This window comes from Streptomyces sp. NPDC093097 (genome assembly GCF_044754325.1).
Classification (GTDB): Bacteria; Actinomycetota; Actinomycetes; order Streptomycetales; family Streptomycetaceae; genus Streptomyces.
The window spans coordinates 17,607-38,654 of record NZ_JBIVOW010000013.1 but is presented as its reverse complement, the minus strand read 5'-3'; the positions used below and the strand labels follow the sequence as shown (position 1 = coordinate 38,654).

19 protein-coding genes and 1 pseudogene are annotated in these 21,048 nt (G+C 70.0%); 6 read left to right on the top strand and 14 right to left on the bottom strand.

Features of this window, described 5'->3' with window-relative positions:
* Positions 1-64 precede the first annotated feature (64 nt).
* The 3 genes from ACIQE0_RS22230 to ACIQE0_RS22220 form a co-directional block, all read right to left on the bottom strand.
* Positions 65-1,534, bottom strand: a complete 1,470-nt coding sequence (locus ACIQE0_RS22230) for an alpha/beta fold hydrolase (protein WP_402334847.1) — start codon at positions 1,532-1,534, stop codon at positions 65-67.
* A 318-nt stretch (positions 1,535-1,852) separates the two neighbouring features.
* On the bottom strand, positions 1,853-2,545 hold the full coding sequence (locus tag ACIQE0_RS22225) for an ABC transporter ATP-binding protein (RefSeq protein WP_402334844.1): 693 nt from the start codon (positions 2,543-2,545) through the stop codon (positions 1,853-1,855).
* The gene (locus tag ACIQE0_RS22220) at positions 2,542-3,963 is read right to left on the bottom strand and encodes an ABC transporter permease (protein ID WP_402334841.1); all 1,422 of its coding nucleotides are present in this window, start codon (positions 3,961-3,963) and stop codon (positions 2,542-2,544) included. Before ACIQE0_RS22220 ends, ACIQE0_RS22225 begins: the two co-directional genes overlap by 4 nt.
* A gap of 186 nt (positions 3,964-4,149) precedes the next feature.
* Between ACIQE0_RS22220 and ACIQE0_RS22215 the strand changes: the two genes are divergently transcribed.
* From ACIQE0_RS22215 to ACIQE0_RS22205, 3 genes are all read left to right on the top strand, one after another.
* Positions 4,150-4,821, top strand: coding sequence for a response regulator transcription factor (locus ACIQE0_RS22215; RefSeq protein WP_402334838.1), 672 nt, complete (start codon positions 4,150-4,152; stop codon positions 4,819-4,821).
* Positions 4,818-6,005: a sensor histidine kinase gene (locus ACIQE0_RS22210; RefSeq protein WP_402334835.1), complete on the top strand. Its 1,188-nt coding sequence runs from the start codon at positions 4,818-4,820 to the stop codon at positions 6,003-6,005. The genes ACIQE0_RS22215 and ACIQE0_RS22210 overlap by 4 nt, the downstream gene beginning before the upstream one ends.
* A gap of 201 nt (positions 6,006-6,206) precedes the next feature.
* Positions 6,207-6,770 (top strand): TetR/AcrR family transcriptional regulator, encoded by a 564-nt coding sequence (locus tag ACIQE0_RS22205; RefSeq protein ID WP_366329644.1) that lies wholly within the window; start codon positions 6,207-6,209, stop codon positions 6,768-6,770.
* Positions 6,771-7,005: 235 nt separating this feature from the next.
* Here the strand turns inward: ACIQE0_RS22205 and ACIQE0_RS22200 are convergent, their stop codons facing one another.
* The 3 genes from ACIQE0_RS22200 to ACIQE0_RS22190 form a co-directional block, all read right to left on the bottom strand.
* On the bottom strand, positions 7,006-7,590 hold the full coding sequence (locus ACIQE0_RS22200; RefSeq protein ID WP_402334830.1) for a hydrolase: 585 nt from the start codon (positions 7,588-7,590) through the stop codon (positions 7,006-7,008).
* Between the two features lie 122 nt (positions 7,591-7,712).
* Entirely contained in the window at positions 7,713-9,092 is a 1,380-nt protein-coding gene (locus tag ACIQE0_RS22195) for an MFS transporter (RefSeq protein ID WP_402335323.1), read from the bottom strand.
* Between the two features lie 77 nt (positions 9,093-9,169).
* Positions 9,170-9,415 (bottom strand): hypothetical protein, encoded by a 246-nt coding sequence (locus ACIQE0_RS22190; protein WP_402334827.1) that lies wholly within the window; start codon positions 9,413-9,415, stop codon positions 9,170-9,172.
* A gap of 281 nt (positions 9,416-9,696) precedes the next feature.
* On the opposite strand from ACIQE0_RS22190, the gene ACIQE0_RS22185 reads away from it, so the two are divergent.
* The gene (locus ACIQE0_RS22185) at positions 9,697-10,938 is read left to right on the top strand and encodes an FAD-dependent oxidoreductase (protein WP_402334824.1); all 1,242 of its coding nucleotides are present in this window, start codon (positions 9,697-9,699) and stop codon (positions 10,936-10,938) included.
* Positions 10,939-10,985: 47 nt separating this feature from the next.
* Here the strand turns inward: ACIQE0_RS22185 and ACIQE0_RS22180 are convergent, their stop codons facing one another.
* Together ACIQE0_RS22180 and ACIQE0_RS22175 are read right to left on the bottom strand one after the other, a co-directional pair.
* Positions 10,986-11,603 carry a TetR/AcrR family transcriptional regulator gene (locus ACIQE0_RS22180; protein WP_402334821.1) on the bottom strand — a complete coding sequence of 206 codons (618 nt, stop codon included), beginning with the start codon at positions 11,601-11,603 and terminating at the stop codon, positions 10,986-10,988.
* Positions 11,604-11,681: 78 nt separating this feature from the next.
* Positions 11,682-12,173: an NUDIX domain-containing protein gene (locus ACIQE0_RS22175; protein WP_402334818.1), complete on the bottom strand. Its 492-nt coding sequence runs from the start codon at positions 12,171-12,173 to the stop codon at positions 11,682-11,684.
* A 236-nt stretch (positions 12,174-12,409) separates the two neighbouring features.
* Here ACIQE0_RS22175 and ACIQE0_RS22170 point away from each other — a divergent pair, with 236 nt between their 5' ends.
* A complete protein-coding gene (locus ACIQE0_RS22170) occupies positions 12,410-13,579 on the top strand; it encodes a helix-turn-helix domain-containing protein (protein ID WP_402334815.1) in 1,170 nt (389 codons plus the stop codon).
* Positions 13,580-13,812: 233 nt separating this feature from the next.
* Here ACIQE0_RS22170 and ACIQE0_RS22165 read toward each other — a convergent pair whose 3' ends face one another.
* The 4 genes and pseudogenes from ACIQE0_RS22165 to ACIQE0_RS22150 all read right to left on the bottom strand — a co-directional run bounded on the left by ACIQE0_RS22165 (position 13,813) and on the right by ACIQE0_RS22150 (position 17,670).
* Entirely contained in the window at positions 13,813-14,652 is an 840-nt protein-coding gene (locus tag ACIQE0_RS22165; RefSeq protein WP_402334812.1) for a carbohydrate-binding protein, read from the bottom strand.
* A 334-nt stretch (positions 14,653-14,986) separates the two neighbouring features.
* A complete protein-coding gene (locus tag ACIQE0_RS22160) occupies positions 14,987-16,102 on the bottom strand; it encodes a LysR family transcriptional regulator (protein ID WP_402334809.1) in 1,116 nt (371 codons plus the stop codon).
* 267 nt (positions 16,103-16,369) lie between these two features.
* A pseudogene (locus ACIQE0_RS22155) lies at positions 16,370-17,086 on the bottom strand (S1 family peptidase).
* A gap of 203 nt (positions 17,087-17,289) precedes the next feature.
* Entirely contained in the window at positions 17,290-17,670 is a 381-nt protein-coding gene (locus ACIQE0_RS22150; protein ID WP_402335321.1) for a MerR family transcriptional regulator, read from the bottom strand.
* A 153-nt stretch (positions 17,671-17,823) separates the two neighbouring features.
* Here ACIQE0_RS22150 and ACIQE0_RS22145 point away from each other — a divergent pair, with 153 nt between their 5' ends.
* Positions 17,824-18,513 carry an alpha/beta fold hydrolase gene (locus tag ACIQE0_RS22145; RefSeq protein ID WP_402334807.1) on the top strand — a complete coding sequence of 230 codons (690 nt, stop codon included), beginning with the start codon at positions 17,824-17,826 and terminating at the stop codon, positions 18,511-18,513.
* A gap of 221 nt (positions 18,514-18,734) precedes the next feature.
* Here ACIQE0_RS22145 and ACIQE0_RS22140 read toward each other — a convergent pair whose 3' ends face one another.
* Positions 18,735-19,319: a hypothetical protein gene (locus tag ACIQE0_RS22140; RefSeq protein WP_366329656.1), complete on the bottom strand. Its 585-nt coding sequence runs from the start codon at positions 19,317-19,319 to the stop codon at positions 18,735-18,737.
* A 399-nt stretch (positions 19,320-19,718) separates the two neighbouring features.
* Positions 19,719-20,087, bottom strand: a complete 369-nt coding sequence (locus ACIQE0_RS22135; protein ID WP_402334804.1) for a VOC family protein — start codon at positions 20,085-20,087, stop codon at positions 19,719-19,721.
* Between the last annotated feature and the right edge of the window lie 961 nt (positions 20,088-21,048).

Genomic DNA, 21,048 nt, shown 5'->3' with positions numbered 1-21,048 from the left:
CAGCAACCCTGCCCCAAGCCTCACCCCGAAACGGATATCACCGCACGAACCGCCCCCTCGACCTCTACCAACCCTGGGACAACCTCGTGTAGCAGTGGGTGTCGTCGCAGTGGGTGCCGTCGGCGGGCCGCCTTCCGGTGAGAAGGTACTTCTCGACCTGGCCGGACATCTTGCCCGACCAGGCGACGATGTGTCCGCCGCCGTCGTAGGTGAGCAGGACGGCTCCGCTCTGGCGGGCGGCGGCCCGACTCCACGCATAGGGAGTTTGTGCGTCGTGGAGCGACTCGACCATGAGGGCTCTGGGGTTGGTGTTCCACTTCGGCAGGTCTTGCTGAGGGTAGGTGGCCTGGCGCGGCCAGCCCAGGCAGCCCAGTACGCCAGAGGGGACAAGGGCGTGTTCGGAGATCTTCAGGTTTGGGGACTCGCGGGCGATGTCTGACAGCATGGCCTTCCATGCCGTGTAGTTCTTGACCGGCAGGTTCCAGTCACTGCAGAAGATCGCCTGATTTGGGCCGTCCATGGTCAGGTCGGCCGAGGGCAGGGTTGTGCCGTTGCCGCGTTTGCCGATTTCGTCGGCGAGTTCGCGCCAACTGTCCTTGTTGATTCGGCCGTTGGACGCGCCGATTGTGGCTTCGTTCACCAGGTCGTAGACGTGGCCGGGGCTGGCCTTGTCCGCTTGTTCAGCCTTCGCGTACACCTCGGAGAACGTCTTCTTTGCTCCCTGGGCGTGGAGGGAACAGTCGGTGTTCGTGTCGCACCAGTCGAAGAAGTCGTTCAGGTTCTTCTCTGCCGCCAGAGTCTCGGTGCCCATGAAGGTGCGTGCGTCCTTGATGCTGTGGTCCATGTTGCCGTCCAGCACCATGCGCCCGGTCCGCTGGGGAAAGAGGGAAGCGTAGGTCTGTCCGCGCAGAGTGCCGTAGGACGCCCCGTAGTAGTTCAGCTTCTCCTCACCCAAAGCGTCGCGCAACGCTTCCATGTCGCGTGCGTCACTGACGGCGTCCAAGTGGTCGATCAGTGAGGCAGGGGTGGTGCGGCAGCTTTCGCCGTACCGCTTGTTGGTCTCCAGGAGCGTGTTGAACTCCGCCTCGTTCCGCGGCAACGGGGCCGCTTTGGGAGCGGGAGCGCACTGGGCCTTGGTGTCTCCGGTCCCCCGAGAGTCGTAGCCGATGGCGTCGAAGGAGTTCCTGATGGAATCGGGGAGGTAGCCGTCGGTGACGACCACGGTGCCGCGTTGTCCGGGGCCTCCTGGTCCGGTCATCAACGTCCCCAGCCGCTGCGCGGGGTCGGCCGCCTTCTGCCGCTTGACGTCCAGCCTCACCTGCCGGCCGTCGGGTCGGGCCCAGTCGACGGGCACCGTCAGCTCGGCGCACTCCACCCCGGGCTTGCCCGGATCATCCTCGCAAGGATGCCACGCCGACAGCCGCCCCGCGCCCACCTGCTCGTCCTGTGCCCAGGCATGTGAGGGCGTCAGCAACGCCAACATCCCCAGCCCCACGAGCGTGATACGCCCCCATGACGGTTTGCGTATTCCCACGAGTTGGTCCTCTCCTTCTTCCGGCACAGGGGTACTTGGTCCGCTGTCGCGATCATTGACGCGGCAATGTCAGCCCCCCCCGGTCCCCCGGGAACAGCCGAACGCGTCGGGTTTGTGGGCCCATCCGGCAGTTGGGCACCGGGTTGTCAAGGCGGTGGTGCACCCCGGCGGTGCACCACCGCCGGGGTGCACCGCCGGGGTCGGTTGCGATTCAGGTGCATTTCCGGCACCAACCGGTTCTGGATACGGGGCCGGACACCAACTGGGAGACCGGCTCCGTCGGTTGTGCGGCAACCATCGCCGGCTGGGCGGGCGTTCTCAGTCCCGTACCAGGCGCCCGCGGCGCAGGGTCAGGACCTCGTCCGAGGCGCGGGCGAGGTCCTGGGAGTGGGTGACGACGATGACGCATTTGCCGTCCTCGTGGGCCAGGCGTTGAAAGACCTGGATGATGCCGGCTGCCGTGTCCTGGTCGAGGGCGCCCGTCGGTTCGTCGGCGAAGAGGACGTCGACGTCGCAGGCCAGGGCGCGGGCGATGGCGACCCGCTGCTGTTGGCCGCCGGAGAGCTGCAGCGTCCTGCGGTGCCGGTCGGCCTCCTCGATGCCCAGCAGGTCGAGGAGTTCGGCCGCCCTGCGCCGGCGGCCGCCGCCGCGTATGCCGGTGATCTCCATGGCGGAGGTGATGTTCTGCACCGCCGTCATGTACGTGATCAGGTTCAGGGACTGGAAGACGGTCGCCGCGTGCCGCTGGCGGTAGGCGCCCAGGCCCAGGGCGCCGATGTCCTGGCCGTGGAAGCGGACGTGCCCGGAGGTCGGCGTGTCCAGGCCGGACGCGAGGGAGAGGAGCGTGGTCTTGCCACTGCCGGACGGGCCGACGACCGAGTACATCCGGCCCGCGTCGAAGGCGTAGTCGACCTCCTTGAGGATGGTGCGCGGACGGCTCCGGTTGCCGACGGGGTAGGACTTCACGAGTCGGTCCAGCTGCAGGACCGGTGCGGTGGAGGCCATGGTCATTCGCCCTTCGTCAGGATCTCGCGGGGCTCGAGGCGCAGGGTCCGCAGGCCGGGAATGAGGGTCGCGAGGGTGGCGATGCCGAGGCCGGTGGCGCCGACCTTGGCGATGTCGGAGGCGGTGAGCTTCACGTCGATGCGGTCGATCGGGTCGGCCTCGGGCTTCGGCTCCTTCTCGCCGCCCATGGAGTTCGCGTAGTCGGGTTCGCCGCTGTCGCCGTCGTTCTGGGCGGAGCTGACCTCCCCGGCCAGCAGGCTGTTGCCCGCGGTCTGCGCCAGGGCCTGGCTGGCGGGGACGGCAAGGCCGATGGCGATCAGGGCGCAGGCGACGGTCTCCACCAGGTGCTGACCGAGCAGCTTGGACTTCTTCTCGCCGATGGCCAGGAGGATGCCCAGCTCGCGGCGGCGCTCGCGGAGGGCGTTCGCGACGATCAGGCCGAGCACGGCGACACCGGCGACGGACACCAGCCAGACGGTGACGGTGGCGAAGCCCGCGGTCTTGGAGATGGGGCCGACCAGTGCCTGGTACTGCTTGTCGTTCAGCTTGAGCGGGTAGATCTCCGGGTCCAGGCCGGCGGCCTTGGCGTCCTTCTTGAGCCGCGCCAGGTCCTCCGGGCCGCCCAGGGTGAAGGTGGCCTCGCGAACCGAGGTGCCCACGGCACCGGGCTTCTCGTTGTTCAGTGCGGCGGCCGCGTCGGAGCTGACGTAGAAGCGGTTGCCGGGATCGCTCAGCGCCGGGGTGTAGCGGTCGCGACTGGAGGGGGTCTCGTCCTCGAAGATCCCGCCCACGGTGAGCTCGACCGCCTTGGAGCCCTGGATGTCGCCCCGGAACGACCCGACCGTGATCTTGTCGCCGACCTTGACCCCGTTCTGCTCGGCCAGCCGCTTCTCCAGCACCGCGACCTTGCCCTCGGTGTCCGGGCCGATGCCCCTACCCGAGATGATCTTGTGGGTGCCGTTGCGGAAGGCGGGCAGCGCCTCGGTGTCCGGCACGCCTTCGGGCTTGAAGAAGTCGCCCTGCTCGGTTTCGGTGCCGGGCGGCGGCGGGGCGGCTCGATAGAGCTTGAACTTGCCGCGTTCGAGCGCCGCGGCCTCGATCAGATAGCTGTACTTGTGCACCACCGGCGACTTGCCGAGCTTGTCGACCGGTCCGGTGCGCAGTTCGTCGGACGAGTCGATCTTCAGGCCCTGCTGCCCGCCGCCCTCCAAACCGCGCTTCTCCATCAGCGCGTTGATGTCCAGCTGCATGGTCGCCACGGCGCCGACCTTCTTCTTCGCATCCGCCGCTGCCCGGTCGGCCGCCGACTGGACGAGGAAGCCGGACAGCACCAGGGTGCAGACGACGAAGAACAAGCCGGTCAGCATCAGCGTCTTGCCGAGCTGGGCGGTCAACCGCCACCAGGCCCGTTTGAACAGGTTCATGGGTGTCTCTTCACGTATAGCCACAAGGGGAAACAGCGCCCACCGTAGAAAGGCGGCCTTATGAGCAGCGTTCGCCGCGGAGCTGATGTGGCTGGTCTTCCAAACACTGCTCAAATGTCACGTTTGATAGGTATGAGGCGAGAGGGTCGTGCGAAACCGGACAGCTACAGAAGGGAACACAGAGCCGTGCGTGTGCTGATCGTCGAGGACGAGGAGTTCATGGCTGAGGTGGTGCAGCTCGGGCTGCGCCGCGAGGGCATCCCGTCCGACGTGGCGTATGACGGGCACAGCGCACTGGAGAAGGCTGCCGTCAATGACTACGACCTCGTCGTCCTGGACCGCGATCTACCGGGGCTGCACGGCGACGAGGTCTGCCGCCGACTGGTGGCCGAGCGGCCCGGCGTACGGATCCTGATGCTCACCGCGGCCGGCCGGCTCGGTGACAAGGTGGAGGGCCTCGCGCTCGGCGCCGACGACTACCTCCCCAAGCCCTTCGACTTCCCCGAGCTCGTGGCCCGGCTGCGCGCCCTGTACCGGCGCAGTACGCCCGCCCAGGCCCCCGTGCTGACCGTCGCGGACCTGACTCTGGACACCCACCGCCGCAAGGCCGCCCGGGCCGGCCGGGAGATCCAGCTCACGCCCAAGGAGCTGGCCGTACTGGAGCTGCTGCTGCGCGCCGACGGCGGGGTGCTCAGCGCCGAGCAGCTGCTGGAGAAGGCATGGGACGAGGCCGCCGACCCGTTCACCAACGCCGTCCGCCTGGTCATCCACAGCCTGCGCAAGAAACTCGGCGAGCCGCAGCTCGTGCACACCGCGATCGGCGCCGGCTACTACCTCGACCACCCTGCGGCCCCGTGATCCCCCGCCCGCGCGATCTGAGCATCCACACCCGGCTGTTCCTCGGCTTCGCGATCACGCTGGTACTGTCCGGGCTCGTCATGGCGGCGGCGGTCTATCTGGGTATGCGGTACCTGCCGACGTACGGGTTCCAGACGCCGGGTTACGTCGACATACACCCCGGCCACCAGCTGCCCTTGCCGGAACCCACCGTGGAACCCGCCCCCGAGCCGTCCCCGAATCCGCTGGCCCAGACAACGACCATCGACTCCAAGGAAGACGTCTGGGCAACCGTCCTGCTGATCTCCCTGTCCGCCGCAGCCTTGGTCGCCCTGCTGGGACTGGCCGTCAGCTGGTTCACCACCCGGCGACTGCTGACCCCTCTGCACACGATCACCTTGGCGGCCGCCAAGGCCGGCACGGGCAATCTGAGCTACCGCATCAACGCCGCCGGTCCGCCGGACGAACTGCGCCGGCTGGCCGACACCTTCGACGACAGCCTGGCCCGACTCGAGAGATCGTTCGACGCCCACAGCCGCTTCGCCGCCAACGCCTCGCACGAGCTTCTCACCCCGCTCGCCGCCACCCGCACCGCCCTCCAGGTGGCCGGCCAAGACCCGACCGGCAAGGAGCTGGTTCGCCTCGCCCCCATGCTGGCCCGTACGAACGACCGCTGCATCGAGATCGTCACCGAGCTGCTGCAGCTCGCGGCGGCCGAGCACGCGCAGCCCGACCCGGCCCCGGTCGACGTCGCCGCCCTGGTCCAGGAGGAGTACACGGAGGCTGCCGCCCGCGCAGAAGCGGCGGGCCTGTCCCTGAACTCCGTACTGGAACCGGACAGCACGGTGCCGGGCAACGCGGCACTGCTGCGCCGCTTGGTGCACAACCTGCTCGACAACGCCCTGACCCACAACGAGCCGCAGGGCTGGGTGCGGGTCACTGTCCGGCAGGACCCGCAAGGCGCTCAGGTGCTGCTACGGGTCGAGAACTCCGGCCCGCAGGTCGACCCGACCACCACCACCCGCCTCTTCGAGCCCTTCTACCGCGCCAACTCCCGCGTCCGCAGCGACCGTTCCGGGCACGGCCTGGGCCTCGCCCTCACTCAGTCGATCGCCCGCGCCCACGGCGGCACGATCACCGCCACCGCCCGCGCGGCCGGCGGCCTGGCCGTCACGGTCCGGCTGCCCGCGGAGAACCCCGGCTGACCCGGCCTTCCGACCGCCGGCCGTTCTCAAAAATGACGGCGTTCACGAGAGGGTTCCCGCTCTCCTGCCGCCGATGTGACTGTTGTCGTCGGGCGCCGCTTGTCCCCTCAACCGGGACCAAGGGGTCCGGATGCCCGCGGTCATGGTCCGTGCTCACCCGCTAGACGCAAGCGCTTTGCGTTAGGGCCGTAGGGTGGTGGTATGAGTCCCCGACCGATGGCGCGCCCCGGCGGCCGTAGCGCCCGTGTTCAGGAAGCGGTCCACACCGCCGTGCGCGAACTCGAATCCGAGCTGGGCCGCGAGGCGTTGACGGTTCCGCTGGTCGCCGCACGGGCCGGCGTGACCCCCTCGACGATCTACCGGCGCTGGGGCGATCTGCGGGAGCTGCTCTCCGATGTGGCCGTCGAGCGCCTGCGCCCGGAGGCGCCACCGGAGGACCAGGGCGACCTGGCCTCCGACCTGCGGACCTGGGCCGAGCAGTTCCTCGACGAGATGGCGTCGCCATCCGGCCGCGCCTACGTCCGCGATGCGCTCCTCGGCGACCCGGACGGTAGCAACGCCGGCCAGTGCTCCGCCTACGCGTCCGACCAGATCGACATCATCCTGGCCCGCGCCACCGACCGCGGCGAGAGCGCACCCGGCGCCGACGCGGTCCTCGATCACGTCGTGGCCCCGATGATGTACCGCATCCTGTTCCGCCCCGGTCCCCTCGACGCCGCCTACGCCCACGGCTTGGTGACGGGGCTCCTCGACGAGCAGGTGTAGCGGCGGCGCACCTGCCACCACCTGCGCCTTCCGGGCTCGTGCTCGGCGCAACAGGCATGCGCCGAGCACTGTGCGCCGCGCAGGGACCGGCCGCGAACGGCCGCGCCGCTGCGGACGCTCGCCCCGCCGCGGACGGCCGTCCCGCTCTTCCAGGCTTCCGGGGAGTGCTCCCCCTGCTTCCGGGGAGTGCTTGCCCGGTGTCCGGGAATGCGGAGACGGCCGCCCGCGGACCGGGTCAGGCGTGGGTCGTGGCGAGCAGTCCGAGGACGTCGTCGGTGGTGCCGCTCTCGCCGATGCGGGGGAAGATCTTGGCGGTGCTGTGCCGGTGGGCGTCCGCGTCCAGATCCGTCATGGCGTCGGTGGCCAGCGTGAGGTGGTAGCCGTGCTCGTGCGCCGCACGGGCGGTGGACTCCACTCCGATGCTGGTGGCGACCCCCGTGAGCACGATCTGGGTGACGCCGCGGCGTCGCAGGTGCAGATCGAGATCGGTGCCGTAGAAGGCCGACCAGTTGCGCTTGGTGACGGTGATGTCCCCGGCGTGACCGGCGAGTTCGGGAACGATCTCATCCCAGCCGGCGGGCAGGGTCTGGGAGTGGCCGGGCTCCTCGGTCCGTCCCGGGACGACGTCGGAACCGTCGGGGGAGAACGAGACGCGGACCAGGACGACGGGCAACTCCCGGGCACGGAAGGCGTCGGCGAGCCGGACGTTCCGCTCGATCACGTCGTCGAGGGAGTACGGAGCGCCGGACAGCGCCCGCAGGCCGTTCTGAAGGTCGATGACGACCAGAGCGGTCTTCGGGTCGAGGGTGGTGAGGGCCATGGTGGGTTCTCTCTAACTCTCTGTGTCTGTCTTGCTGTCTGGACATCTCGGCGTGGCGCGGCTTCCTGCGCCAGGCACTGGGGGATTGGGGCATGGGTCCGGGACGTGGAGCGGCTGCCCGGTCAGCGGTCGGCCCGCTGGGGACGAGGAGCGTCGGTTCCGTCGTCGCTGGTGTCCTGGGGGCGCCCGATGCGGTGGAGCGAGCGGTCGGCGACGCTCGCCACCAGGAACGCCACGGCGACGGCGAGCAGCAGCCAGCCGAGGTGGTGCAGCCCCTCGGTGGTGGCGCCGTCCCGGAAGAAGGCGGCGTTGGCGGCCGAGGCGGCGAGCGCGCCGAGGTAGGTGAAGGTGCGCAGCAGTCCGGCGGACGATCCCATCCGGGCCGGATCGGCCTGCGCGTACAGGGCGTTCTGATTGGCCAGGCCGTTGAGGCCCTGCGGGATGCCGGCGACGGCACCGATGAGCGCCAGCAGCCACAACGGACTTGCCGCGTCGGCGAACAGCAGTGCCGCACAGCCGGCGAGCTGCACCAGGGCCCCGACGACGAGCTTGCCGCGGACCGCGGCGCGCCGGCCGGTGACCACGGTGGCGACCACCGCCGCCGCGGACATGGGCAGCAGCAACATCCCGGCCGTCTGGGCGCTGAGTGAACGCCCCTCCTCAAGCCACTGGGTGAAGCCGTACAGGAAGGCGTACGTCGTGGTGTAGGCGAGCAGTTGGCGACCGTAGGTGGCCAGCAACGGAGCGTTGCCGCGCAGGACCCGCAGGTCGACGAAGGGCTCGGGCGTGCGCAGTTCCCGTACGGCGAACGCGGTGCCCGCCGCCACGCTGAGCACCGGCAGGTACCAGGTGCCGGCCCGCGGGCTCATCAGGAACAGCATGAAGGTGGTGAGCATGACCGCGAACAGCACCATCCCGGCGGCGTCCGTCCGCTGCGCGGGGCGGACGCCGCTGACCTCCTTGAGGGTGGCCAGGCTCGGCAGGCGCACCGCCCCCAGCACCAGACAGGCCGCGGACAGCGGCACGTTGACACCGAAGATCAGGTGCCAGCCGCCCGCGGAGATCAGCAGCCCGCCGACGGTCGGGCCGATCACCGCGATGACCTGGCTGCAGGCGGACAGGGCGGCCAGGATGCCGCTGGGGCTCTTCAGGCCCGTGCGGTCGGACTCGGCGCGCAGCAGGAACATCGACGCCGGATAGGCCGCGGACGTGCCGAACCCCAGCAGCACCCGGGAGAGGATCAACATCCCCAAGTTCGGGGCGAACATCCCCAACAGCCCCGCCGCGCCCACCAGTGCGGTGCCCGTCAGGTACAGCAGGCGGGGTCCGTAGGAGTCCACCAGGCGCCCGATCACCGGTTGCCCGACGGCGGTGGCCAGGTACAGCGCGGAGACCAGCCAGGCGGTCTGCGAGGGCGGGGCGCCGAAGGACCGTCCGATCGGGATCAGGGCCACGGCGAGCATCGAGGAATTGACCGGGTTCAGGATCGAACCCAGGATCATCGGCGCGATCAGCCGCCGGTCGAATCCGCCGCGGTCCGTCGGGCGTTGCGGTGCGGGTATGCGTGCGGAGGGCTCGGTCACGCCTGGACCGTCCCGTCCGGCAGCGCCATCGCCTCGATGATCGTGCGGCGTTGCTGCTCGGTGCACCGCCCCTGCGGTGACCGGGCGAGCCGTTCCTGACGGGCCCGCCGGTCGCCGTGCCGCCGGTGGCGGCCGAGGGCGGTGAGCAGGACGGGTTGCCTGCGCCCGTTGAAGGTGATCCGCACGTCGTCGGCCGCGCGGACCGCAGACGCGGACCGGAGCCCATCGATGCTCTCGCTCATGTTCCGCACGCTAAATATGCTCAACCCAGGTTGTCAAGTTTGATTGATCAATTGAGCTTGATTGGGCGTCCGGGGTCCGATTCCGCATGGTCGGGTTGACGTGTATTAAAAGTTCAACCGTTGCACTTTTTGATTTGATGCACCTACTGTAGAGATGAGGGGGACCGGCGTGGCCGGAACTCAGGCATGACCCGCGCCGTTCCCCGGCGCACAGCCATTGCCATGCCGTTGCCACCGCACGTTCCGACGCCCCGCACCCCTGCCTACGGAGAGGACCCAGCATGACGACGACCAACACCCGCATCGCGATCATCGGCGGCGGCCCCGCCGGACTGCTCTGCGCGCGCATCCTCCAACGCCACGGCCTCGACCCGGCCGTGTACGACGCGGACGCCACGGCGGACTCCCGCGACCCGGGCGGCACGCTCGACCTGCACGCCGACTCCGGCCAGATCGCCCTGGAGGACGCCGGACTCATGGACGCCTTCCGCGCGTTGGCCCGCCCTGAGGGCCAGGCCAAGACCCGCCGCGACCACCACGGCACCGTCCTCACCGCGTTCACCCCCGCCGAGGGGGACGCGGCCGCACCCGAGATCGACCGCGGCCGACTGCGGGCCATGCTCCACGCCAACCTGCGCCCCGGCACGGTCCGTTGGGGCCACAAACTCCTGCGCGCGACACCGGCCGGCGGCGGGGCGCACCGCCTCGCCTTCGCCAACGGCGCCACCGTCGAAGCGGACCTCGTCCTCGGGGCCGACGGCGCCTGGTCGAAGGTGCGGCCCCTGCTGACCGACGCGGTGCCGCAATACCTGGGAGTCGCCTTTCTCGACACCCGGTTCGACGAGGTCGACACCCGGCACCCCGAGATCGCCGCGCTCGTCGGCGACGGGCACCTGTTCGCCACCGACGGAGACGGCCGCGCGGTGATCGTCCAACGCAACAGCAACGGCGTGGTCCGCGGCTACGTGGCGTTCCGCGCCCGGACTGACTGGCACCTGCGGGCCGGACTCGACCTCACGGACCGCGCGGCCGTCCGGGCCCATCTACTCAGGGAGTTCAGCGGCTGGTCCACCGACCTGCGCCCGCTGCTCACCGACAACGACAGCGAGTACGTCCCCCGTTCCTTCTGGGCCCTGCCCGCACCGCTGACCTGGGATCGCGTACCCGGCATCACCCTGCTCGGAGACGCCGCCCACCTCATGGCACCCTTCGGCGGCCACGGCGCCAATCTCGCCCTCCTCGACGGAGCGGAACTCGCGCACGCCCTCCATGCGGAAGCCACCGTCGAGAACGCCCTGATCCGCTACGAGACCGCGATGTTCGCCCGCTCCGGAGAACTCGCGGTGAGCGCCAACGACGCGCTCGCGCGGTTCTTCGCCACGACCTCGCCGGACGCCCCGCACCTCCCGCCGGACCCTGCGCAGGAGCACCGGAACTACATGGCCAGGGCTGCCGCATACCGTCGCCGGCGAGCCGAGGAAGACCACACGGCGAAGTCGGCGGGCGCCCGCGGCGATGCCTGACGGCCGCGTACCGAGCGGCCGTTGGAGCCCGTCGGTCCCGGCCGGGCTCAGCCCTCGGAGGGCGTGACCTCGTGACCCGGCCAGCCGTGTTCGAGCAGGTCGAAGGCACGGTGGACGGCGGCCTCCGGGTCGGCGCTGTCGTGACCGAGGTCGCGCGCCTCCAGGGCGAAGTGGGCGAGCGCCCGGCACATCGGGTCGTCGGCGGGCGCGCCGCTCTCCTCGGCGATCACCGCGGCCAGATCGATCTCGTGCTGCATCCACATACGGCGGGCGTAGGCGCGCAACGCCGGGGTGCTGTCGACCAGTTCGATGAGCTGGACGAACCGCGGATCGGTGTCCTTCCCCTTGAGGAGCCGGGCGCGCAGGACGTGGTCGCGCAGGGCGCGGGGAATGGACTGGCCGGCCGGGCGCCGGTGCACGGCGGCGAGCAGGGCGGCCTTGATCTCGTCGCCCTCGTCGAAGACGAGCGCTTCCTTGCTCGGAAAGTGCTTGAACAGCGTGGTGGTCGACACGTCGGCGGCCTCGGCGATGTCCCGGATGCCGACCCGGTCGTAGCCGTGCTCCGCGAAGAGCCGCAGGGCGGCGTCGGCCAGCGCCTTCCGGGTGGCGGCCTTCTTGCGCTCGCGCCGGCCCAGCGGTGCGTGCTCACTCACGGTATCGGTCATGTCCCCATCCTAAGGGTGGGTGATCGACACAAAAGAGCTGCCCGGTTGGCCTCACGGTGACAGCCGGGCGGCCATACGTCACAGTCCGAGCGGCAGCGGTTCGCGCGGGGCGCCCGAGCTGATGAGCGCTGCCAGCGGGGTGGCCAGATCGCGAGGAGAGAACAGGTCGCGACCACGGTGGGTGACGATATCCGCCGGATGCCACCACCTCAGGCCGTGGATGTTCTCGGCGGCCAGCTCCTCGTCGGTGAGCGCGCCGCGCGGGGTGAAACCGGCGGTCCGCACCAGGAAGTAGTCGTTGACCACACCGTCGTAGCCCGCGACGTAGTCAGGGCCGACGACCTCCTGATGCCAGACGTGCGGCGGGGCGGACTCGACCACGAGCCCCACCTCCTCGCGCAGTTCGCGACGCAGCGCGGCCAGCGGCGTCTCGTCCCGCTCGATCCGCCCGCCCGGAGCGGCCCAGACCACCGTCCCGGTCTCCCGCACCACATGTCTGCACAGCAGCACGCGGTCGGCCTCGTCGAGGACGAGCGCACGGACCGCACGCCGCAGATTCATCGTCGCCATACGGTGACGCTAGCGTGACGGGAGAAGACGGGCAAAGCGGCCCCGTTCGAGCGACCGGACAGCGGCCGGATCGCGGCCGGAACCGGGGGCATGACCGGCCCGGCGCGACGAGTTCCGCAGGGGCCGCAACTCCGTGAATTCCCCGCAGACCAAGGTGAGTTGATCGCCCTCAATCCGGCCCCGGCGGCCGCCCCTCGCCGGGACGGTCGTCGGGGCTTTCGGCGTACGCTCGCTGCATGAGCACTGCGGGGCAGAGGGTGAAGGAAGTCCGCAAGCGTCGCGGGCTGACGCAGACCGAGTTGGCCAAGGCGTCCGGCGTTTCCCTCTCGACTGTCCGGAAGCTCGAACAGGGTGAAAGGGAGACCGCGCGACTGGAAACGCTGCGCAAGCTGGCCCAGGCGTTGAGGGTGCCGACGATGCGCTTGGCAGGGGAGCCGCGCGAGGATGATGCCGGCGCCGCGACGGTGGATCGTTGGAGGGCCGTCCGTGAAGCTCTTGAGCGCCCACCGGTGGCCCCGGGTCTGGACGACGACCCCCCGACCGTGGGCGGTGTGCGCACGGCCCTGCACGAGACGGAGCCGCTGTTCTCCGGTGATCGATTCGCCGCACTGTCCGTGATGCTCCCTGCCCTGCTCAGGGATGCCGACGCACTGGGTTCGGAGGGGCGGAGTGTGCGCGTGCGGCTTTTGCAGCTGGCCGGATGGCTCATGGTGCAAACGCGTCAGTTCGAGGCCGCCGAGACGGCCCTGGAGCGGGCCCTGGACGACTCTGCGGATCGCATGGAGGGCGCCGCCACCGTCAACACGCTCTGTTGGCTGCGACTGCGCCAGGGCGAGTTGGGCAAGGCGTACGACCTGGCCGTGAAGTGGGCCGATGAGACGGAGCCGCGTATGTCCCGGGCGACTCCCTCCGAGCTGGCGACATGGGGGTGGTTGCTGCTGCGGGTGTCCGCCGCCGCCGTCCGGAACGCGCGGCCGGGAGAGGCGGAAGACGCCCTGAAGCTCGCATCGGCGGCATCCGTCGCCCTCGGCAGGGAGTACGCCCCGGACAACGACTTCCTGCGTGTCTTCGGGCCGACGACGGTCAAGCTCAAGGCGGCCGAGAACGCCGGCGTGACCGACCGGCCCGACCTCGTGCTCCGCCTCGCCGAGCGGATCCCGCTCTCCGGTCTCAAGCCGACCAGCAACAACCGTAACCGCCACCTGCTGGACGTGGCCGACGCGTACGTCAAGACGGGCAACTGTGCCGAGGCGTTCGGGAAGTTGGAGCAGATCCACGCTGACAGCCCGGAGTGGCTGCCGAACCAGCGCTATGCCCGTGACATTCTCGGCCGGGTGATCCGTAGGCGGCGTGTGTTGACAGTGGAGATGCGCACGATGGCCGATGTGGTGGGGCTGCCGCTGTAGTGCGGTGGCACCGTGCTGACATCGGCGAGCGGGCCAGGGACGACGCGGAACCGGTCGGCGTGCTGCCCGACCGGACCGAAGATGCAGGGCGGCCCCGGCCCGCTCGGCGCCGCGTCCGTCAGCCGCCGGTGGCCGCAAGTGCCTGGCGGCCACCGGGCCGAGTCCGCCCTCCTCTCCCGCTCCCGCGCGTGCGGGGCGTCGACCGCAACGAGCGGCGGGCTTGGGCACGGTGGTCACTCGCGGCGCCACAGCGCCGTCACGTTGGGCGGCTCCCAGCCGGTCATCGACGTGTGGGCCTGCAGGCAGCGGTAGGTGCTGCCCTGGTAGGTGACCCGGTCGCCCGCGGTGTAGGAGCGGCCGGACGTCCAGGCACCGCTCGGCGGATCGGTGGGCGGGTCGGTGGGGTTGCCCGGCCCCGGTGTCCCGTCGACGTCCAACACGAAGTCGAAGGTGCCCTCCTTGCCGTTGCCGGCCCCGCGGACGTTCATCAGCAGCGCGGGATCGAAGAGGGAGTCGGTGTTGTTGCGCGGTTCGCCGGGGAAGTACAGCTGGGTGGTCAGTACGGGCTCTCCGGGGGCCTGCACCTTGACGTGGATGTGCCGCGTGCGGCCCGGGTAGAGGCCCGGCACGATCGTGGTCAGTGAGAACGCTCCGCCCGCTTCAGTGAATTGATGGCCGCGCAGTGTGTAGCCGGCCATGTCGTAGTCGCCGGCGTCGTCGGCCTGCCAGAAGTCGAGCAGTACACCGGAGAGGGGGAAGCAGTGACGGCCGAAGACGTAGCCGCTGACGGTCAGCGGGGTGCCCTGCATGCCGGAGTCCACCAGGTTCTTCCGCAGCGGGGAGTCGGGCTTGAAGTAGGGGCCCTCGATCTGGTCGTGGGTGGGGCCGTCCCCGTCGTCGCAGGCGGGCGTCACGGAGAGCGGGCGCCCCTGGCCGGCGGAGTCGCGGGCGAGTGCCACCGTGCCCGAGGACAGCAGCGGGACCGCGGCACCGGCGGCGACGGCCGCCTTGAGCAGGCTCTTGCGGCTGATCGGCCGGCCGGAGCCGACGTCACGGTGAGGAGGGGGTGTCATGGCGATTCCTCGGTCTTCTGAGTAGGGAAGGAAGAGGGACGGGACGTGCCTGACAGGTGACCGGAGAGGTGCGGACGCGCGGGACCGTGCGCACGACGGCCTGCCGACGCGGAGGGCACCGGCGCGCAGGCCGCGCCGTGCCGTTCGGAGGGCCGGCCTTGGCGCGGTCACCACCGGAGACGGTAGTGGCAGCGGCACCGGCTCGGCGAGATACCGCCCGATCCCCCTGGGCGGCGTTATGGAGCGAAATGAGCCCGGTGGTCGCCGCCTGCTGCAGATTCACGCCAGAGTACGGCCGGCGACGCCGCGCCGTGGTGCGTCACCGGTGCCACAACTACGGGGACTCATAGCTGACATGACGCCGTACGGGCAGCTGGCACGCGCCCTCCGAGGCCGGATGGTCGTGCAGATCCGCGGGGACGGGCGTCGTTCGGCGCCGCCGGTCGCCGCGGACGTCGCACGGCCCCTCCTCCAGCGCAATGGCGCAGTAGGTGGACGGCCGGGTCTCCCGACCCGCCCGGGCCCGCCAGTCCGTGTAGGTGTCGCAGTGCGCCGCCGTGCGCGCGTGCGCGCGCAGGGCCTGCGCCAGCATCGTCGCCGCGGTGTCGGGCCGCTGGTTCGCCGGGTGCCAGCCCAGCAAGTGCCGCCAGTGCAGTGGCGTACCGGCGAGGGGACGGGTGGTCAGGCCGGGCGTCGGCGGGAAGGTGGCCCGGCACAAGCCCACCGCGCGGCCCACCTGCACCAGGTGCGCGCAGGAGGCGGTGTCCGTCTCGTACATGCGGCGGGGGCTGAAACCGGCCCGGGCGCAGGCGACGGTGAAACAGTCCCCGAAACAGCCGTCGCCCGGTACGCACGCCCACGTCTCCTCCGCCAGGGCGGCCAGGTCGACCTCCCGGTCGCGGGCGAGCGGATGGCTGTCGGTGAGTATGACGAAGACCGGTTCGACGGCGATATCTCGCCAGGCGAGGTGAGGGATGCCGGGTGGCGGCGCGGACCCGCAGGCCCCGGCGAGCGTGAAGTCCAGGCGCCCTTCGGCCAGTAGCTCGGCGAGCTCGCGCTCGGACCAGGAGACATAGGTCGTCACCGTGGTGTCCGGGGCGGCGTCGGCGAGCCGGTCCACCAGCGCGCCCAGCAGCGGACCGTGTGTCGCGCCCAGCCGCAGCCGCTCGGCCTCCCGCCTGGCGCGGGCGAACCGGGCGGCCTCCCGCTGGAGTTCGCTCACCGCCGGCAGCACGACCCGGGTGCGCTCCAGCACGAGTTCGCCGAGCGCCGTGGCCCGTACGCCGTACCGTCCACGCTCGAACAGCACGCCGCCGAAGGCTCGCTCGATCCGTCTGAGCTGCGCGCTGAGCGCGGGCTGCGCGAGCCCGAGCGTCGTCGCCGCTCTGGTCAGACTGCCCGCGTCAGCGATCGCGCGGAGGATCCTCAGATGTCTCAACTCCAGTTCCATGAAGGGAGCTTGCGCAATACAGAGACATCGGACAAGTAGTTCTTGAAAGTTCAGGTGTTGGGTCCCGGTGCGTCGTCCTCCGGCAGGAACGCCCTGTACCTGGCTGAATCCGTGCGAGGTCCGACCGGCAGGAACGGCGCGCCGACGCTCGCCGCCGGGGGCCGCAGGCGTTCCGGCGGTGCAGGGGCCGGGAGTTGTCGGGCGGCGACAGGGGCCCTCACCGCGTCGCGATGAGGGCCCCGCTACCCGCCGAGCGGCAGTACGGGGTCAGACACCCGCGATCGACCGGATCCAGGAGCGGTACGCCGTCACATTGCTGTACGCCGTGCTCGTCTGGCGGTCGCTGGTGGAGGCGACGCCGACCTGGACACCGTTCGCCATCATCGGGCCGCCGGAGTCGCCACCGGCGGTGATGCCGTCGCCCCGGTAGGCGCAGATCGCGGAGCCGCCGTAGGCGTCGGTGCAGCCGCCGCTGACGGTGACGTTGGCGTACTTCAGGTAGCGGGACTGGCAGTTGATCTCCGAACCGCACTGGGAGGTGGCACCCCAGCCGTAGACCTGCACGTTCTGCCCGACGCTCACCGAGCCGGGCTGCCCGAGGGTGGCCTAGGTCGTGGACACGGAACGGTCGAGACGGACGAGCGCCAGGTCCGGCCCGCTGGTGTAGGTCTGCACGCCGTTGGCCGCGACACCGCCGCTGTACTGGTCCAGGCTCCCGATGCGGAACGACAGCGCACCGCCGGCGACGCAGTGCTTGGCGGTGAGGATCCAGGTCGGGGCGATGATCGTGGCCCAACAGGTCTCCTGGCCGTTCGAGTACAGCCGGGCGGCCCAGGGGCCGCTGTTTGCGTACTGCCCACCGATGATGGGGCGCGGCCCCGGGGTGCCGGGGGAGACCGGCGCCGCGCTGGCGGCGGGGGTGACAAGTGCGAGGACGGCGACCGCTGCGGCGGCGAGAGCGGGCACGAGCTTCGATATACGCAAGGTTCCTCGATCCGTAAGGCACGCCACCTGGGACGTGCGTGTGCGGGGTCGATGGCCCCATGGGCCGCGCCCACGGCGAACGCCCGGTACGAGGGGCGGTTCGTCATGAACACGGTCATACTCGCCTAGCGTTTGATGAACGGAGTACTAACTCTTGGCCATAACATGGAAGTTATGGCGCGCCTCGCGAGGGCATCCGGCGTTCACTGCAGATGGGAGCAGTCGGAATCAGGGGCCCGCGTGATGGTGATCACGTCGTCGAGCCGGTCGCGCACAGCGAGCAGGTCGGCGATCCGCTGGTCGATGCGGACACGCTCGGCCTCCAGTCGGCCCAAGAGCGCCGGGGACGCTTCACCCGAGTCCACGCACGGCAGCACCTGGCGGACCACTCTGCTCGGGAGGCCCGCGGCATACAGCTGTTGGATCAGCCGGACTCGTCCCACGGCGGTGTCGGGGTAATGCCGCTGGCAGCCGGGGCTGCGGGACGCCTGAAGCAGACCTTGTTCCTCGTAGTAGCGCAGCGCCCGGACGCTCACTCCCGCCTTGTCGGCGACCTCACCGGTGGTTGGCCGCGCATGTGGCAGGCGCCGGTCCAGGTGGCCAACTCGCCGCTGCAGAGGGCATCTTGACGGACTCGTCCTGCCAAGGACTTCACGTCTCTCCACGGCTCAGAAGCGAGACGATACGTAGACTCGCGCGCAGTGCAGGAAGCAACCGTTGGTGGAGGGTACTGTTCCATGGCGACCTATGTATTGGTCCATGCCGCTGCTGTTGATGCGTGGTACTGGGGGCCGCTGGCCGGCGAGTTGCGGGACCGAGGCCACGAGGTGGTTGCGCCAGACCTGCCCTGTGATGACGAGTCGGCCGGGCTCGCGGAGTATGCGGACACGGTGGTCGAGGCGATCGGCGACCGGACCGATCTCGTCGTCGTCGCCCACTCGTTCGGCGGTTTTACCGGTCCGTTGGTGTGCGACCGGGTATCGGCGGACCTGCTGGTCATGCTTCAGGCCCAGGTTCCGGCCCCGGGTGAGTCACCGGGGCAGTGGTGGGACAACACCGGTTACGGGCCGGCGCGGCAGGAATCCGACCGCCGCAGGGGCGTCGCGGAGGGGACCGAAGAGGACGCGCTCTCCCTTGTGCTGCACGACACCCCGGCCGCCCTGGCCGCCGAGTTCCTGGCGGAGCACCAGCGGAATCAGACTCCGGCGCCGTTCGGCAAGCCGTGGCCGCTGGCCGAGTGGCCGAAGGTGCCGACCAGGTTCCTGATGTCGTCCGACGACCGCTTCTTCCCCGCCGAGTTCATGCGAAGGACGGTCACCGAGCGGCTCGGCTTCCAGCCGGACGAGATGCCGGGCGACCACTGCCCCATGCTCGGTCACCCGGAGGAACTGGCGGACCGCCTGGAGGCGTACCGAGCCGCGCTGTGATCGACGACCAACCCGATGGTGGAGCGGGCAGTCGTGAGGGGCTGCTGGTGGCTGGGCGCGGGAACGGCACGTACAACTCGTCCGGCACCCACCGCTCGGCCGGATCGGATATGCACGGGCCAACGAACGGTCACACCCGAAGAAGCGAGGCTTTGGTGCCGGCGGGCACGGCACGCGAGCGGTCGTCGTGCCCGCCGGGACCTCTGACGCTGCGCGAGAACCTAAGAGGTCTGGCAGCCGAGAGCGGCGCGGCTGGCGACGACGAAGGAGATGCTTCCGGAGTTCTCCCAGAGGTTGTTGATGTTGACGAACAGCCACTTCGTCGTAAGGCTGTGGTCAGCCAATGACAGAGTGGCCGTCCGTCCCTCCGTCCCTGGCCTGATCCGGAACCGCACCTGGGTGTTCCCCAGCTTCGCCGGTGGCGTCTCCTGCGCGCTCAGCGTCGTCCCGTTCAGGCTGCCCGGCCCTGTCACCGACTCCACGTCGGCCACCGCCATGATCGACGCCAGATTGACCCGGTGGACGTGATACTGAGACCCCACAGGGTTCCGCGTGGTCTCCGGACGCCAGTTGAACGTGAACACCGTCCCCGGCGCGATCTGCCCACCGAACGGGTTCGGCGACGAGGATTCGTGGATCGTCCCCTCGCCCAGCCGGGCCCCCAGCGCGTTCCGCCAGTAGAATCTCGGATTGAGCGTCGCATTCCCCTCCCGAATGCACTGGGTGTCATTCACTGCCGGGACCTGGGTCGCTGTGGCAGCGGTGCCCGGCAACGATGGCCCCAGCAGCGTCGCCGCGACCAGCACTCCCGCCCTGTACGCCCGTCGTGCCCACTGCCGCTTCCGCGGCGCCGGCACGTCAACACCCCCGCTGTGACCCGTCGGACGGGTTCCCTCTTCGTACACGTTCCACCCTCTCTCTGCTGCCAACCAGGTTCCGGGCAGACCGCTCCGCGACATGTCGTGAGAGGCGGCTCCCAGGGGCTCGCCCCAGGCAGATGAGTCCTGGGGCGGGGGAGACCCACTTGATCGCTCGTACGAACACCGGATCACGCGGGGTACTCGACGCAGCAAAGCATGCAAGTAAGGGCGATTGCGTAGTAGCGGGACATTTGTATCTATCGGCACAATCACGCAAATGCCATACAAGGCAGGGGGAGGCGTGTCTGTTCAACGGCGGAGTCGGTGGCGCGCGGCAGGGCGGCGTCAGTCCCGGCCGGTGTCGATGACGCAGAAGCGGTTGCCCTCGGTGTCGGCCAGGACGACGAAGTCGGCGTCGTCCGGATAGTGCTCCCAGTCCACGTGCCGGGCGCCCAGGGAGACCAGGCGCTCGACCTCGGCGGCCTGATCGTCCGCGTCCCCGGCATACAGATCGAGGTGGACCCGCGGAACCTCCTGCACAGGTGTCTCGCTCAGGCCGAGCGACAGTTGGACGCCGGTGCCTTGGGCCGGCACCAGCACCACCCAGTCGTCTGTCATCTCCTCGCGCGGGACGTACCCCAGCGCCTGGGTCCAGAACGCGGCCGCACGGCGTACGTTCGCAACACCCAACACAACGGAACCCACAGTCAGCATGCGTCGATTCTGCCGCATGGCGGTGGCCCGGCGGGCTGCGATTCCCGTGCGGGGGAGGGGAGTTCCCGCCGTATGACTCCAAGGAGCCTGCAACGGCCCGTAGTTCGACGTCCGTGCGGTGCCCCGGCCGCCGTCGCAGCCTGCCGACGGCGGCCGGGACGAGATTCACGCCGCCGGACCGTCGCGTTCCGACTTCAGGAGCCGACACTGTCAGGAAGCCGCGGCGGTCGTGGCGGCGGTCAGCCTCCGGAAGGGATCCGCCGACAGTCCCGGCCTTGCAGCCACGGCGAGCCTTCGCTCCAGCCGGTCTGGCAGAAGTACGAGGCGTTGCTGCCGCGTGTCACGACGACGAAGTCGGAGATCGGGCCCCATCGGTCGCTGTTGCACTGCCACACGGAGAGGTTGGGCAGGTCCGCATCTACTTTTTCACAGGCGATGACTTCTCCGGCCCGTACGGAAGGGGGAGTGGCGCGAGTGAGGGCGTGCGGTGCGGCAGCCTGGGACGAAGCTGCGCCAGCGATCTGGAAGGCCGCGACTGCGCCGGCTGCCAGGGCCAGGATCCGCAGGCAGAGGCGCCGAGAACTCCGTGCTGTGCTCACTTCAGTCTCCTTCGAGGACAGGTGGGACACGGGCACTTCCGGACAGCTGCCGAAATGCCATGCGCGGGACCATGCGACGTTCACGGGCAGGTGCCGTCCAGAGGCGCTGATCGCCCACCTCATCGGGCGGAGCCCGCAGGAGACTTGAGCTAAACCACCCGGCAGGGAGGCGCGTGACGTATTCGACGGCGCGCAGACGGTGGCACCTGCGGCAGGGCTGTCGTAACAGCGCAACACCGCCGAGCGAGCATCAACTACGTCACGTGGTGCGGCGGCGTCGCCACGCGTGACGAGAAGAGCCCGACCATCTGCCCGGCAGGACTCCACATGGCGGGTGTCTTCCCCTGGTCCGCCCGCTGAGC

Bases quoted from the DNA above. Each gene is read 5' to 3' on its own strand.
- ACIQE0_RS22225 (WP_402334844.1), bottom strand. From the start codon at position 2,545: ATGACCATGGCCTCCACCGCACCGGTCCTGCAGCTGGACCGACTCGTG.
- ACIQE0_RS22220 (WP_402334841.1), bottom strand. From the start codon at position 3,963: ATGAACCTGTTCAAACGGGCCTGGTGGCGGTTGACCGCCCAGCTCGGC.
- ACIQE0_RS22205 (WP_366329644.1), top strand. From the start codon at position 6,207: ATGAGTCCCCGACCGATGGCGCGCCCCGGCGGCCGTAGCGCCCGTGTT.
- ACIQE0_RS22200 (WP_402334830.1), bottom strand. From the start codon at position 7,590: ATGGCCCTCACCACCCTCGACCCGAAGACCGCTCTGGTCGTCATCGAC.
- ACIQE0_RS22195 (WP_402335323.1), bottom strand. From the start codon at position 9,092: ATGATCCTGGGTTCGATCCTGAACCCGGTCAATTCCTCGATGCTCGCC.
- ACIQE0_RS22190 (WP_402334827.1), bottom strand. From the start codon at position 9,415: ATGAGCGAGAGCATCGATGGGCTCCGGTCCGCGTCTGCGGTCCGCGCG.
- ACIQE0_RS22185 (WP_402334824.1), top strand. From the start codon at position 9,697: ATGACGACGACCAACACCCGCATCGCGATCATCGGCGGCGGCCCCGCC.
- ACIQE0_RS22180 (WP_402334821.1), bottom strand. From the start codon at position 11,603: ATGACCGATACCGTGAGTGAGCACGCACCGCTGGGCCGGCGCGAGCGC.
- ACIQE0_RS22175 (WP_402334818.1), bottom strand. From the start codon at position 12,173: ATGGCGACGATGAATCTGCGGCGTGCGGTCCGTGCGCTCGTCCTCGAC.
- ACIQE0_RS22170 (WP_402334815.1), top strand. From the start codon at position 12,410: ATGAGCACTGCGGGGCAGAGGGTGAAGGAAGTCCGCAAGCGTCGCGGG.
- ACIQE0_RS22165 (WP_402334812.1), bottom strand. From the start codon at position 14,652: ATGACACCCCCTCCTCACCGTGACGTCGGCTCCGGCCGGCCGATCAGC.
- ACIQE0_RS22160 (WP_402334809.1), bottom strand. From the start codon at position 16,102: ATGGAACTGGAGTTGAGACATCTGAGGATCCTCCGCGCGATCGCTGAC.
- ACIQE0_RS22145 (WP_402334807.1), top strand. From the start codon at position 17,824: ATGGCGACCTATGTATTGGTCCATGCCGCTGCTGTTGATGCGTGGTAC.
- ACIQE0_RS22135 (WP_402334804.1), bottom strand. From the start codon at position 20,087: ATGCTGACTGTGGGTTCCGTTGTGTTGGGTGTTGCGAACGTACGCCGT.